This is a genomic window from Solemya elarraichensis gill symbiont, from assembly GCF_002021095.1.
Classification (GTDB): Bacteria; Pseudomonadota; Gammaproteobacteria; order Chromatiales; family Chromatiaceae.
In genome coordinates this window covers 1-13814 of the sequence record NZ_MPRK01000020.1, presented here as the reverse complement: position 1 = coordinate 13814, position 13814 = coordinate 1, and the positions used below count along the sequence as shown (strand labels likewise).

Sequence of the window (13814 nt, the reverse complement as noted above, 5' to 3'; positions counted from 1 at the left end):
TTTTCCTTTGGCGCTGGCGCACGTCAGAAAAACAGTCTCGCCTAGTGGCTACCGGGGACTACGCGCCTTCGATTCTCTCTCCTTGGCGCGCAGCGAACGAATTCAGTTCATTACTTTCTACACAGTTCTAATGCACTTTCAAGCATCCGCGGCGAAGCACGATGCAGCTTCAGCGTATCGACCCTGACAACATGAACACCGTTCGGATTGACCGGTTCAATCTGACCCTTGTCATCGACGATGATGACGTCAATTTCTGCTGTGTACATCTGTTCTTTGGATAGTGTTGCAGAGAGCCTGTTTTCCACGTGCACAGGTGTTTCGATACCACACAGTTCAAGTACCGCAGAAACCATGGAGCTGTCTGTCAGCGCCATCAGGGGTGAGTTCCACAGTTGGTGCATTACTCGTACAGGACGTTGTCGGGCTGCAGCTATCGCTTTCAGTTCGAGGCGCGCCTGTTCCATTGTGTCGATACTCTCTTGAGCTGATTTCTGCGTATTGAGTATTTCCCCGAGCCTGCCGATTTCATCTGCAATCGCATCGAGTGACATGGGGTCGCTGAGAAACAGCCGGAATGACTCTGTTTGCAACCATTCGATGTCATGGCTGTCGAGGCTCTGTTTCCAGGCAATCACCAGGTCCGGTTTCAATTTCAGCAGCAGTTCGCGGTCAAAGCCGTTGGCATCTCCCACACGCGGCAGTGTTTTGACTGATGCGGGAAAGTCACTGAACGCTGACACACCGATGAGACGATTTTCTCCGCCGGCAAAATAGACCAGTTCTGCTGCATGCGGCGACAAGGCAATAATCCTCTGCGGGGAGGAGTCTTGTGCCTGAATGGTCACGTATGAAAGCAGTAACAGTAGAGCAAGAAGTTGTTTCATGCGTTGTTTTTGGACTCTTCCCTGAGCATTTTCTGATATCGCGTCCAGTCAAATGCCGGTCCGGGATCTGTCTTGCGCCCGGGTGCTATGTCACTGTGTCCGGTGATCTGTTTCGGTGTAATGGCCGGGTAAATGTTCATGATCTGTACAGTCACCTCGACCAGCCGACGATACTGTTCACCTGTATAAGGAGTATCGTCTGTGCCTTCAAGTTCGATGCCGATGGAGAAATCATTGCAGGCTTCACGTCCGTGGTAGTTCGACTGCCCGGCATGCCATGCTCGCATGTTGAGAGGAACGTATTGAATCAGTTCGCCATCCCTGCGGATCAGCAGATGAGATGAGACCTTCAGGGTTGCGATCTCCTCAAAGTAGGGATCGGCACCCGCATCGAGACGGTTCAGGAACAGGTCGGTTATCCATGGGCCACCAAACTTGCCGGGTGGCAGGCTGATGTTATGAATCACCAGCAGGGAGACCTGTTCACCAGCAGCACGTTCATCGCAGTTGGGTGAAGGGCAGCTCAGGGCATTGTCGAGCCAGGTAGCATTCTCAGGCATCAGGGTTCTTCCTCGGCGGGCATTGCGGTGAGCGTTTCGATGGCATGTGCCAGTGAGTCGGGATTTGCCTCGGACTGGATTTGTGCATGATAGTCACCATCGATATAGAGATAGAGCGATGGCAGGTGGAAAAAACCGAATTCATTGGTTAGTGCAGGATTCATCACGGCGTCGACCTCGTAGACTCGCAGGCCATTTTTTTCACGCAATGATGCAAGAGCAAAGCGTGCAGCACGGCAGGCACCGCAGTCAGGAGAAGTGAAAAACACCACTGTGTGCCCCGACATCTCGCTGATGCGATGATGAAAGTTGTACTGGTCAAGTTCGGGCAAGTTGTTTTCGGTTTGCATTACGCCGTGTTTTCCCGCCTGTTTTGGCATAAAATCAGCATCTGATTTTTACATTGGGTATGCGCCGCATGATTTGCGCAAATACCACCATGGAGATAATTATGTCACAACGTATAACAGATTCGGGGCGCAAGATTGAAGACCTGGAAACAGGTTCAGGCGACGAGGCCGTAACTGGTGCACGAGTTACCGTACATTACACCGGCTGGCTAGAGGGCGGCGATAAGTTTGATTCGAGCCATGATCGAAACGATCCGTTTCAGTTCACACTTGGGCGCGGCATGGTCATTCGTGGCTGGGACGAGGGTGTTGACGGAATGAAAGTTGGTGGTAAGCGTCAGCTGACGATTCCGCCACAGCTCGGCTATGGTGCCGCTGGAGCGGGTGGTGTAATTCCACCCAATGCAACGCTGGTTTTTGATGTTGAACTGCTCGCGGTCGATGCCTGATATGCCTCAACTACCTCCGGGTGAATCGATTTACCAGCAGGTTGCGGGTGCGCTTGCCGAGGATATCGGCGACGGCGACCTGACAGCTTCACTGGTACCGGAGAAAGCGCTCGACCGTGCGACCATTCTTGCACGCGAGCCTGGCGTACTAGCCGGTAGCGCCTGGGTCGATGCGGTTTTTTACGAGCTTGGCAGAGAAGTTGAAATCGACTGGCTTGCCAGGGATGGTGACAGGCTGGTTGAAGATCAACCGATTTGTTATCTTGCCGGGCCTTCGCGGACGCTATTGACTGGTGAGCGTACGGCACTGAATTTTCTGCAGACATTGAGCGGCACGGCAACTACGGTGGCCGCTTATGTTGATGCGGTAGCGGGAACGGGTGTCCGAATACTGGATACCCGCAAGACGATTCCCGGCCTGCGGCTGGCGCAAAAATACGCGGTTCTGTGTGGCGGTGGTGAGAATCACAGGATTGGTCTTTATGATGCGATCCTGATCAAGGAGAACCACATCGCAGCAGCCGGATCGATTCATACCGTGATGGCTCTCAGCAATGAGTTTGATGTCGAGGTCGAAATCGAGGTTGAGACACTTGAGCAGTTGCAGGAAGCACTTGATGCAGATGCCAAACGTGTATTGCTGGATAACTTCTCACTCGAGATGCTGAAACAGGCGGTCAAGCTGAATGCCAAAAGGGCACGCCTCGAGGTCTCCGGCAATGTCACCCTTGAGACGATTCGCGAACTGGCCGAGACCGGGATTGACGATATTTCAATCGGTGCACTGACCAAGCATGTCAGGGCGCTGGACCTGTCGATGCTGTTCGAGGATTGATTCTGCCCGGTTCAGCAGGGCAGGCTCGTGTTTGATGATGTGTTCGTTGGAATAAATAATAAGGGGTTACCTTTTTCAAAACAGGTAACCCTTATCATTTTGTACTGCGGTGTCAGCGAAAGGCTGAGCGACTACATCCAGCTTATGGGCGCTTTGGAGTCTGGTAGTCAACTTCTTTCTGGAAAGATTCCCAGATAGTGTCATAGCCTACGAAACCTTTTTCATTCGCTGCTTTCTGACGTGTTACCAGAAAACGGGATTTGCCTTCAGGAACTACAGGTCTGGTTTTAGCTGGTTCGCTCATAAATCACCTTTTGCTTTGAGGTTGTGATTGCCACTGCATGATTAAGCAGTTGAGAACTATCACAACACCATCAATAAAAATATTTTGGAAACTGGATTTTAAAGCAGAATTACACGGGTGACCAGCATGATTGAGTATCTTTAAATTTCTATTCAGATCAATATTATTTATGGCAAATTTTTGTGATTACACAGGCCGTTTCCGTTAAAATCCGGTAAATTTTTGAATTTACTATGTTTTGGAGCCTCTGAATCAGAGTCTCCTTTTATACAGGAGCGTCAGTTATGCCGCAATATATGGTCTTTTACCTGGGAGGAGAACTCCCGTCCAGCCCCGGAGAAGGGCAAAAGCATTTTGAAAGATACCAACAGTGGCTGGCTTCACTCGGGGATGCAGTAGTGAGTGCCGCGATACCCTTCAAAGATACTCATACAGTTCATCCTGATGGCAAGACCGAGCTTGGAACAACGACAGGCATGTCGGGTCTTAGCATCATCAGAATGGGATCGATGGACGAAGCACTGGCAGCTGCACGCGACTGTCCTTTCCTTGAGATCAAAGGCACGCTGGAAATATCCGAGATGCTCGAGATGCAAGGCAATCCTGGCGAAGGCGGTAGCGAGAAGGCCAATTAGCTCGATTATTGCACCAGTTGGACAAATCAGAGATGGAGTTTGTCTGTTACGCTGACTGGAATCAGCTACCAGAGAGTGCCAATGCCCTTTTTGCAGAGGGTAGCAAGGAGAGTGTTTTCTTTTCGCGCCCATGGTTTGAGAACCTGGTCAATACTGCCCTGGAAAATGGCCAGTCTATGTTGCTGGCTTGTGTCGTAAAAGGGGAGGATGTGCTGGCTATCCTGCCGCTGATGAAGCGCGATAGTGAACAATGGACCATTCTCACGCACTTGTACTCTTCGCTTTATAGCCTGTTGCTTGCAGAGAAAAATCGACAGAAAATTCTCGAATGCATGGTTCAAGGTTTAACTGAATTACCAGTTTATCCATTGCGTCTGGATCCCGTGGCTGAAAATGATGAAAATATACGAAGCCTGCAGCGAGTTATCGAAGCATCAGGGGCTGAATGCCATCACAAGATGCGTTTCTATAACTGGATACATCGGGTAAACGGCCAATCTTTTGAAGAGTACCTAGGTGCTCGACCAGCGAGGGTACGTAATACGGTAGCCCGTAAAAAGCGCAAGCTTGAGCGTGAGCATGGATACGAGATCCGCCTGTTTATAAACCAGGACCTGGAACAGGCAATTGCAGATTTCAATGCTGTTTACAAAGCGAGTTGGAAAGCGAAAGAACTCTTTGGCGGGTTTGTTAAAGGCCTTGCCTACAGTTTGTCAGAGCCGGGCTGGTTGAGGCTCGCTATTCTCTATATCGATGGGCAGCCTGCAGCAGCTCAGTTCTGGTTTGTGGTTCATGGCAAGGCGAGTATCTTCAAGCTGGCTTATGATGAGGTTTGGAAGCAATATTCACCAGGCTCCATTCTTATCAGTTACCTGATGGAATATGTGATTGAGACCGACAAGGTCGAGGAGATAGATTTCCTGACCGGTAATGATGCCTACAAACAGGACTGGATGTCAGAACGCAGAGAGCGTTTCAGTTTATATTGTGGAAAACCACGTATCTCGAATAGCAAGAGCGGGTGGTTTGATTCTTCCCTCAAGAACTGGGTAAAACGGTTTAAAGGTTCACTGGCTAGCAGTTAATTTATTCCGCCTTATTTCATTTTAAATTCGGATTCATTATGGTTACCAAACTTGTACAAAAACACCCTTTAAAAGGCACCCGGATATTTGAAATCATTGATGATACGGTCAATGTCCAGATCAAGTTGCCTTTTAAAAAAGAAGAGTCACTGACAGTGATGCTGACGGTCTTGAACCAGGAGCCGGTAATCAGTAAATCCCGCCTTGAGTTTACCAGTCGCGTCAACAATGAAGCGTTGCTGTCACTTTACCTGGCTAAACCCAATGCTGAGGAGTTCAATGCCTTCGTCACGCTTCTGAAACAAAAAATACAAGAGGAATTCAGCGCTTTCGCAGGACTTAAAACTGGCAAGCCTTCTGGATTGGAAGGAAATGTTTACGAAGAACCACCGGCATTCGATGAGCCTGATACGGCACCGACAGCAAAATATAAGGAGGTCACAGCTGAAGGGATTGAGGAAGCTATCAACATGCTCTCAAAGCATATTGGAACCGAGGATATTGCCCCGTTTTTGTCAGCATTGGAAGCACTTAAGACAAATCCGCAGAGTGAGGAACACCTTTCAACTGTGATGAATGAGTTTCATGCATTGGGTTCAACTCAAGGTGCTGTTTTGACCTATGCCCCCTATATTGCCACCTTGCTGTCGGACGATCCTTTTTCATTTTAGCCAAGAGAGGCATGGCAGCCTCTGATCAAGGATTATGTCTTGATCAGGGGTTACTTGATTCCTGCGAAGGCATTGTACTCTTTCAGCGCTTTCTCTTTTACTGCTTCCACAAAAGCGTTGAATTCTTCAGTATTGGGTTTATTCAGATAAAGCGATAGCAGGGGGCCACACTTGACCCGGCTATGGAAATTCAGGCGTGAATTTTCGATAACGGGTTCCGGATTCAGAATCGACAAAGGCACCGATTTCTCTTTCTCCTTGAACGGCGTCTTGATGCGCACACGGACTTCATCATCCAGCAGTTCAAACTCCTGGATGCCTTTAAGAAAATGTTTTTGTACCAGTTTCATAGAATCATTTTAGTGTGATGAATTGAATGGCCATTTTTCTGCATACTGGCTTATCAGGTTATTCACTTCTTGCGGTACGTCCTGTGATTCCATCTGTCTTTTACCGTCAGCAAAAAAGCCCGGCAGGTCATAAGGAAGGCGGTGTTCCATGTGCTCAAAAATGCTTTGCATCAGCTGCGTATCCAAGGCACGCGTGGCTGCCACTCCTGAATTCAGATTGAGCACTCGCCAGGGGCGCCATGGGTCACTTCTGTCCTCGTCCGTTTTTATCTCATCCGAGGCCGATTCAAGTACTTCATCGATAAGCCGACTCAAGTTGGCGAGCTCACCGGAGTCTTGTTCTCCATTGACCAGGATCGCAAAGCTGTCAGCTGTAGCCTGCAGATTCTCCAGCATTGCATTTTGACGTGCAAACCACACCGCAAGGGAGGCAAAGAGACGCGCCATGTTATCCCGCTGGTCATGAATATCCAGGTGCCATAACTGGGATGCGAGGCGGTCCAGCAGATCCAGTGCGTAATGGGCAAGTTCTGAAATCGCCTCGCTTTCAGGTTGTGGGCCTTCTTTCTGCTCGATCCCGGAAGCAAGTTCAAAAAAGTCTGACATGGCAGAAGCTAATGGCAAGGGGCCTGCTGCCTGGTCTGTAATCTTTTGCGTTTTTTCGTTCTCGTTGATAACGCGTTTCATTATTTCCAATGCCTGGTTGGCAATGGTTGGTATTCCGATGACAAGTGAGCTCATAGATTGTTAAGTCGTATAACGATGCTGATCAATAAGGGAAATAATACCATCTATATTGCACTTTACAGGGAATGAATTAGTACATGAATAGAGAGGTAATTAATCTAATCAGTTAAATTGCGGGATTTTTCACTGCCTCTGATATGGTAAAATTGTGCAAATTTATCAAGGGCTTCCACAAGGGTTCAAAAAAATATGGAACTTACTCTAGACACTGAAAAATTCGAAGAATTGCAGAAGGTTTTTATTGCCGAGATCACTGAAACAGTCATGGTCAAGCTCGTCGAAGCCGGCCTTGAAGGACAGCAGTTAGAGGATGCAACGGCAAGCATAGGATTCAGTATTGCCAGCATTCTTGATGACACCACCAGAATCGAAGCGGACGGTGTGGTGGTCAAGCCATACCTGACATTCAGGGGAAATGATGACGAATTAATCCATTGCGGTGAGAATTCGTATACTTACGAATTCATGATGGGTGTTATGAAAAAGCTGTTCCATTCTTAAGCCTGATCATTGATAGCTAATATCCCCGCGAAAGCAGGGATTCAGCAAATCCATAGCCAGACCATAGTGGAGAGGGGAGTTGGCCAGTGTTTCCGTGGCCAGCTTGATTCAGATCGGAACAATTCGATCAGGGTCTACATCGATATCCGGCCCGTTAACAACTTTTGTACCGGCCTCGATCTCTTCAGGCGTAGCATCCCTGACTTTCAGGATTTCCAGCTTGAAAAGCAGGTCTCTGCCACATAACGGGTTGTTACCATCGATCGTCAGGGTTTTGTCGTCCATGCGCGTGACAATGAATTCCTTTGGCTCACCTTTTTCACTTTCCATCAGGACTTTCATGCCGACCTCGCGGTACTCTTCCGGTACGTTTTCGATGTTATCAGTAAAAACGAGACCTTCATCACGAGCTCCGTAGATCAGGTTGCCGTCGATCGGAACTTCGATGACATCACCTTCAGCCTGCCCCTCCAGTTGGGCGGTAACCTGTGTAGCGAGTACCTGGTCTGCACCATGTACATAACCTATCGGGAATTCTACCGTTGATAGAACCTGACCGGTTTTTTCATCGAGAACCTTGTAGTTCAATTCGACGTACTTGTTATGTTGGATGGTTTCTTTCATGGTAATTTACTTCTAATAAAATGAAATGTATCAATTCAGTCTGTCGCGGATGGGTATCAGAAGATTGATGCACCAAAAATCTTCACTTCACCTTCTTTATCGTGTCCGAGAACCATTCTGCCCAGCCATTCGCCTTCTTTCTTGGTACTGCGTACTCTAAACAGAAGAGTCACATGTTCACCACGACGGATAAAACCAAGAAAGTCATACTCTTCGGAAAGACTGCGCGTCAAGTCGCTTCTGGAAAACTGCTTGCCGAGTTCAACTTCATTCAAACCCAGTAACAGGTCATAGGAGAAGTTGCGGATGAATTTTCCGTACTGCCCCTTGTTGGAAAACTTGATCAGCTCTTCCCACCATGGGATGCCGATTTCCAGGAGCTCTTCATCTGTCTTGTCAATAATATTCATTTGTTGCTCTTGATTAGCTTGCTAACATGCAATTAAAAAGAGGCCAATAATACTATTGGCCTCTTCTAAAGACAAACAGAAGCCCCCGAGGGGACTTCCGTTTGGTACTTTAAATACCCTCTTTAGACTTCATGTCAGCCAGGGCTTTATCTTCGATATCTCCTACCAGGTGATAAAGAGGAGCTTTTTCCATCGTGTATTCACCAGTCTTTGGATCACGACGTGAAACTGTCAGTACATGCCAGTTCTGATCGTCAACCTTCATGTGGTCTCCACGATAGTAGTAACCAGGCCAGCGAGTTTCCTTACGGAACAGGGTATGATGCATAACAGACTCAGAAGCAAGTTGACGATGCTTCAGTTCCCATGCACGCAGCAGTTCGTGAACGTTTTCTGCTGCAATCTTCTCCAGATCTTCTTCAAGGGTCTTCATTTTCTTCAGACCGATGCTAAGCAGCTTCTCGTTGGTCATGTAGTTGACCGTCACACCACCAGCGTACTCGTCCATCAGCTTCTGCAAGCGATCAAGACCCTGACGTGGATTGATGTAGTTAGGCGCTACAGTACCGGCAACGATTTCATTGCGATAGACCTTGTAGTGTTCCATTGGCTTGAAGACCTCTGCCTTGCGGCGGTCGATCTGCTCCTGTGAAACATTCATACCTTCTGCTTTACCATCGTCAATGTATGCACAGGCAGCTTTAGCAGCCAGACGACCTTCAGTGAATGAACCTGAAGAGAAGGCGTGAGGAGTACCACCAACAGCGTCACCAGCACCAAACAGGCCTTCAACGGTAGTCATACGGTTGTAGCCCCAGAAGTACTCATCAGGAGAGAGATCTTCAGGACCGGAACACCATGCGCCACAACCGGTGGCGTGTGAACCCATAACGTATGGCTCAGAAGTGGTCAGTTCAGGGTTTTCATACTTGGGGTTAACGTCAGTTGCAGCCCACAGTACCGCCTGGCCAACAGTCATACCCAGGAAGTTGTGCCAACCGATCTCTTCGAGATGCGGGTCCTGGAACGCTTCCATGGTGACCATGTGGATGGGACCTTTACCGGAAGCTACCTCGTTAATGAATGCGTGGTTACGCAGACAAGTAGGAATTGGACGGTGAGAAACGTGTGAAGCTTCCATATCCAGGTATTCTTTACCTACCATTTCCTGCAGACCAGGGAACCACTTGGATTCGTACTCTTCACCATCACAGTTCTGAGTGTAGGTTTTCAGATGCAGGAAGTAAGCACCAACCGGGCCGTAACCGTCTTTGAAACGAGCCAGTACGATACGGTTTTCCATCTGGGTCATCTTTGCACCAGCCTGGATCATCAGGCCGTAAGCAGAACCAGAAGACCAAGGTGCGTACCATACACGACCGGCACCTTCACCAACTGAACGTGGCTTGAAGATATTGGAAGCACCACCGGCGCCAACAACAACGGTCTTGGATTTGAATACGTGGTAATCACCAGTACGTACGTTAAAGCCTACAGCACCGGCAACACGGTTTTCCTTGGCATCATCCATCAGCAGGTGGGTAACACAAATACGGTTGTATACCTTGTCAGCAGACTTCTTCGCTGCCGCAGCAACGAGAGGCTTGTAGGATTCACCGTGAATCATGATCTGCCAGCGGCCTTCACGCAGGTAAGAACCGCTCTTGGGATCACGCATGATAGGCATGCCCCATTCTTCAAACTGGTGAACAGCTGAGTCAACGTGGCGAGCCATGTCAAACAGCAGATCTTCACGAACCATGCCCATCAGGTCGATACGAGCGTAACGGACGTGATCTTCAGGGTTGTTTTCACCGAAACGGGTGCCCATGTAGCAGTTGATCGCGTAGAGACCCTGTGCAACAGCACCGGAACGGTCAATGTTAGCTTTTTCAGCAACAACGATCTTCTTGTCTTTACCCCAGTAACGAGCTTCCCAGGCAGCACCTGTACCGCCAAGGCCAGCACCAGCTACGAGGATATCAATATTGTCTTCAACAACTGTCTTGTAAGCCATTAGTAGTACACCCCTTTTTCCATATGCAGTCCATTAGACTCCAAAGTATGAATATTGCCATCATCCATACGGATGTATTTAGGCTCATTGAACAGTAACTGACTGTTACGCATTTCCTGGCTGGGAGCAGGCGCATCGGCCAGCTGAGGAATGTGCTCTCTCCATGGCTTGGTTGTAATAGGAGCCAGCAGGTTCAGGTCAGTTTCACCGTTACGTGACTTGATGCGCCAGGCGATTACACCTTTCTCTTCATCACGGATTACACGTACTGAGTGACCCAGTGGTGCGAAGTCTGCATAACCACGAACGTCAATCGCGTGGTGAGGGCAGGCTTTTACACATGAATAGCACTCCCAGCACATGTTTGGTTCGATGTTGTAAGCGCGACGGTAAGTCGGGTCAATATGCATGATGTCTGATGGACAGATATCAACGCAATGCCCACAACCATCACAACGTGTCATATATACGAAAGTTGGCATCTCGTTTCTCCTTAACTATTAATAGTGTTGTGGGGCTTCGCTTTTGATACCAGGACCCATGTTTGGTGGGTTGGTGCCCATGTATTCCGGAATGTCAGGAAACTTTGCCTGCAGCTCAGGATCGGTCAGATCGCCCAGGTCAGGAAGATTCTCTTGTGATCCATCAAGCTTAGTCATGCGCTTCTGGAAAGCAGCAGCTGGTTTGAAGAACATGTGTGCAAACTTGGACCACATAACAGTACTGAACAGTGTGGTAGCAGAAAGGATGAACAGTGCGAGGAACAGCGCGTTGAGACCTTCTTTACCTGCACCGGACAGTGACCAGACCAGAGCCCACGTAACAGTCATCAGGGCAGAAACGATGAACAGGTCAGCTTTTGCCAGCTGGTACCACTTGTGACCTTCCGAAGAGACGTCTACACGGATGGCAAACCAGAACCAGTAGCCGCCGAGGGCCAGTGAGGCTGCACCCAGGTGCCAGAGCATTGGCCATACGCCTGCTTCTGCTGAAGTTGGGTAACCGAAGATCAGAACTGCTGTAGATGCAACGAAGAGGATGAAACCGTACATGGTGAAGAGATGTGAAATCCTGCGCATCGGGTTTTCAAACTCACCTGATGTCATCACTTCTTTAAGTACAACTCCAATGAGAGCGGCAATTTTCTGACCACCACCTACTGTGCGCTTGGCATTTGCCTGCTGTTTCTGGGAATTCTCAAAAAAGTACTGGGCACTCTTTTTGTGAATCATGTCGATAATGGTTCCGCCAATAACCAGCAGGATCATTACGATAACGTATCCCTGCATGATTGCGTCTGGAAAAAGTCCATTGAATGGATTAGCTGTGATCATTGTCTCTCCTCAAGGATTGCATGACGTATGTGTCTTTGATCTCGTATGTTTCGATGCACGCATGATTACTCAGCGTGGCCTGACTCGCGGCTACGGCCCTATTAACCGTCAATCGGATAAGGATAATATTAGTAACATTTAATGTTAGCTAATCAGCATTCCTTTTTCTTCTATCAATCTTTTGAATGGCTGTGCAGTCCGATTTTGTGCTTCAGTCATTTCCATGGCCGGGAAAGGCTTTCTTGCAAGAATCTGACCTGTTTCAGTCAGCGCCTGGATGTGCTGTCATTCATCCCGCAACGACACAAATTAACGCTTCTTTGCCAAAATCTCACTTTCACCTGACATCCAAACCGTTCGGGGTTAGAATGTCCGGTTTTTTAGTATAATGCGTCCGGGCAAGAGTGCATATATATAAATGTGTACTTAGATTGTCTGTAAATCAGGAGAATAGGCTTTGTCAGATAGCAATTTACTCAATGAAATCAGTAAGAGACGCACGTTTGCTATCATCTCTCACCCTGATGCCGGTAAAACCACGTTGACTGAAAAGCTGTTGCTCTTCGGGGGTGCGATTCAGCTCGCTGGCACCGTCAAGGGGCGCAAGGCAGCTCGCCACGCGACATCGGACTGGATGGAGCTCGAGAAGCAGCGCGGTATCTCGGTGACCTCGTCGGTAATGCAGTTCGACTATAACGACCGGGTCGTGAACCTGCTTGATACCCCGGGACATGCTGACTTCTCTGAAGATACCTACCGCACCATAACGGCAGTCGACTCGGCGCTGATGGTGATTGACGTCGCCAAGGGTGTTGAGGAACGAACCATTAAATTGATGGAAGTGTGTCGCATGCGCGATACACCGATTCTCACATTCGTCAACAAGCTCGACCGTGAGGGGCGCGATGCGATTGATATCATGGACGAAATCGAGGATGTATTGAAAATGCCCTGTTCGCCCCTGACATGGCCGATTGGCATGGGCAAGCGATTTAAAGGGGTGTTTGACCTTCGCAGTGATACCACGCATCTCTATAACCCGAATCACGGCGGTAAAATTGCGACCGGTGAAATAATCGAGGGGCTGGACAATCCACGCCTCGATGAAGTCATCGGAGACATGGCGGACGATTTGCGTGAAGAGATTGAACTGGTCCGTGGTGCCACGCAGGAGTTTGATATTGATGCTTACCTGAAAGGTGAGCTGACGCCGGTCTTTTTCGGATCTGCAATTAATAATTTCGGGGTACAGGAACTGCTCGATGCCTTTGTTGAATATGCACCGGCGCCATTGGCGCGTCATGCTGGCGAACGAGATGTTGATCCGGCAGAAAAGGGATTTAGTGGCTTTGTTTTCAAGATACAGGCGAACATGGATCCGGCGCACCGTGACCGCATTGCTTTCATGCGTGTCTGTTCCGGGCAATATGCCAAGGGCATGAAGATGAAACAGGTGCGCACCGGTAAAACCGTTCAGATCAGTAATGCGATCACCTTCCAGGCCGACAGCCGCAAGCAGGTAGAGGAGGCGTGGCCGGGTGATATCATCGGACTGCACAATCACGGTACCATCCAGATTGGTGACACCTTTACCGGTGGCGAGGATTTAAAGTACGAGGGCATACCCTATTTTGCCCCCGAGCTTTTCCGCCGTGTTGTCCTCAAAGACCCGTTGAAAATGAAACAGTTGCACAAGGGTGTTCTGCAGCTGTGCGAGGAGGGCGCAACCCAGGTTTTCCGCCCACTCAAAAATAACGACCTGATTCTGGGCGCAGTTGGTGTGCTGCAGTTTGATGTTGCCGTGCACCGTCTCAAGGGTGAGTATGGTGTCGAGGCGATAGTTGAAGCGATTGGTGTGCAGACAACGCGCTGGGTCAGCTGTGATGATGCCAAGATACTTGAGCAGTTCAAAACCAAGAATCATGACAATATTGCCGAAGATGGCGATGGACAACTTGTCTACCTTGCACCGACACGGGTTAACCTGTCGTTGGCGCAGGAACGTTGGCCTGATGTAACCTTCTCATCCTCAAGAGAATTATAATAAAAACAAAA

General features: G+C 48.9%; 18 protein-coding genes. 7 read left to right on the top strand and 11 right to left on the bottom strand.

Translation table 11 applies throughout. From position 1 onward, the window contains the following. Positions 1-110 precede the first annotated feature (110 nt). Genes BOW51_RS02150 through BOW51_RS02140 form a run of 3 tightly spaced genes read right to left on the bottom strand, consistent with a single transcriptional unit; the run spans position 111 to position 1797 of the window. A complete protein-coding gene (locus BOW51_RS02150; RefSeq protein ID WP_078476218.1) occupies positions 111-887 on the bottom strand; it encodes a helical backbone metal receptor in 777 nt (258 codons plus the stop codon). Further along, a complete protein-coding gene (gene ampD / locus BOW51_RS02145; protein ID WP_078476217.1) occupies positions 884-1447 on the bottom strand; it encodes a 1,6-anhydro-N-acetylmuramyl-L-alanine amidase AmpD in 564 nt (187 codons plus the stop codon). The genes BOW51_RS02150 and ampD overlap by 4 nt, the downstream gene beginning before the upstream one ends. Continuing rightward, positions 1447-1797, bottom strand: coding sequence for a thioredoxin family protein (locus tag BOW51_RS02140; protein WP_167367214.1), 351 nt, complete (start codon positions 1795-1797; stop codon positions 1447-1449). The genes ampD and BOW51_RS02140 overlap by 1 nt, the downstream gene beginning before the upstream one ends. A gap of 101 nt (positions 1798-1898) precedes the next feature. On the opposite strand from BOW51_RS02140, the gene BOW51_RS02135 reads away from it, so the two are divergent. Next, the gene (locus BOW51_RS02135; RefSeq protein ID WP_078476215.1) at positions 1899-2246 is read left to right on the top strand and encodes an FKBP-type peptidyl-prolyl cis-trans isomerase; all 348 of its coding nucleotides are present in this window, start codon (positions 1899-1901) and stop codon (positions 2244-2246) included. A 1-nt stretch (position 2247) separates the two neighbouring features. Next, positions 2248-3081: a carboxylating nicotinate-nucleotide diphosphorylase gene (nadC, locus tag BOW51_RS02130; RefSeq protein WP_135568002.1), complete on the top strand. Its 834-nt coding sequence runs from the start codon at positions 2248-2250 to the stop codon at positions 3079-3081. Positions 3082-3223: 142 nt separating this feature from the next. Here nadC and BOW51_RS11060 read toward each other — a convergent pair whose 3' ends face one another. After that, positions 3224-3385, bottom strand: coding sequence for a hypothetical protein (locus tag BOW51_RS11060; RefSeq protein WP_167367213.1), 162 nt, complete (start codon positions 3383-3385; stop codon positions 3224-3226). Between the two features lie 284 nt (positions 3386-3669). On the opposite strand from BOW51_RS11060, the gene BOW51_RS02125 reads away from it, so the two are divergent. From BOW51_RS02125 to BOW51_RS02115, 3 genes are read left to right on the top strand one after another with little or no spacing between them, the layout of a single operon-like run. Continuing rightward, positions 3670-4020, top strand: a complete 351-nt coding sequence (locus BOW51_RS02125) for a YciI family protein (RefSeq protein ID WP_078476213.1) — start codon at positions 3670-3672, stop codon at positions 4018-4020. A gap of 17 nt (positions 4021-4037) precedes the next feature. Then, positions 4038-5105, top strand: a complete 1068-nt coding sequence (locus BOW51_RS02120; protein ID WP_245828359.1) for a GNAT family N-acetyltransferase — start codon at positions 4038-4040, stop codon at positions 5103-5105. Positions 5106-5143: 38 nt separating this feature from the next. Beyond that, a complete protein-coding gene (locus tag BOW51_RS02115) occupies positions 5144-5776 on the top strand; it encodes a hypothetical protein (protein ID WP_078476212.1) in 633 nt (210 codons plus the stop codon). A 50-nt stretch (positions 5777-5826) separates the two neighbouring features. Here BOW51_RS02115 and BOW51_RS02110 read toward each other — a convergent pair whose 3' ends face one another. Beyond that, positions 5827-6126 carry a hypothetical protein gene (locus tag BOW51_RS02110; protein ID WP_078476211.1) on the bottom strand — a complete coding sequence of 100 codons (300 nt, stop codon included), beginning with the start codon at positions 6124-6126 and terminating at the stop codon, positions 5827-5829. Positions 6127-6135: 9 nt separating this feature from the next. Then, on the bottom strand, positions 6136-6867 hold the full coding sequence (locus BOW51_RS02105) for a hypothetical protein (protein ID WP_078476210.1): 732 nt from the start codon (positions 6865-6867) through the stop codon (positions 6136-6138). Positions 6868-7062: 195 nt separating this feature from the next. Between BOW51_RS02105 and BOW51_RS02100 the strand changes: the two genes are divergently transcribed. Continuing rightward, entirely contained in the window at positions 7063-7374 is a 312-nt protein-coding gene (locus BOW51_RS02100) for a hypothetical protein (RefSeq protein WP_078476209.1), read from the top strand. 108 nt (positions 7375-7482) lie between these two features. On the opposite strand, the gene BOW51_RS02095 is transcribed toward BOW51_RS02100, so the two are convergent. The 5 genes from BOW51_RS02095 to BOW51_RS02075 all read right to left on the bottom strand — a co-directional run bounded on the left by BOW51_RS02095 (position 7483) and on the right by BOW51_RS02075 (position 11759). Then, entirely contained in the window at positions 7483-7998 is a 516-nt protein-coding gene (locus BOW51_RS02095) for an FKBP-type peptidyl-prolyl cis-trans isomerase (protein WP_078476208.1), read from the bottom strand. A gap of 56 nt (positions 7999-8054) precedes the next feature. Continuing rightward, entirely contained in the window at positions 8055-8408 is a 354-nt protein-coding gene (locus BOW51_RS02090; RefSeq protein WP_078476207.1) for a hypothetical protein, read from the bottom strand. 109 nt (positions 8409-8517) lie between these two features. Next, positions 8518-10425, bottom strand: a complete 1908-nt coding sequence (gene aprA / locus BOW51_RS02085; protein ID WP_078476206.1) for an adenylyl-sulfate reductase subunit alpha — start codon at positions 10423-10425, stop codon at positions 8518-8520. Beyond that, positions 10425-10907: an adenylyl-sulfate reductase subunit beta gene (aprB, locus tag BOW51_RS02080; protein ID WP_078476205.1), complete on the bottom strand. Its 483-nt coding sequence runs from the start codon at positions 10905-10907 to the stop codon at positions 10425-10427. Before aprB ends, aprA begins: the two co-directional genes overlap by 1 nt. A gap of 18 nt (positions 10908-10925) precedes the next feature. Continuing rightward, the gene (locus BOW51_RS02075; RefSeq protein WP_174564723.1) at positions 10926-11759 is read right to left on the bottom strand and encodes an adenylyl-sulfate reductase; all 834 of its coding nucleotides are present in this window, start codon (positions 11757-11759) and stop codon (positions 10926-10928) included. A 457-nt stretch (positions 11760-12216) separates the two neighbouring features. Here BOW51_RS02075 and BOW51_RS02070 point away from each other — a divergent pair, with 457 nt between their 5' ends. Beyond that, a complete protein-coding gene (locus BOW51_RS02070; RefSeq protein ID WP_078476204.1) occupies positions 12217-13803 on the top strand; it encodes a peptide chain release factor 3 in 1587 nt (528 codons plus the stop codon). Positions 13804-13814: the final 11 nt, after the last annotated feature.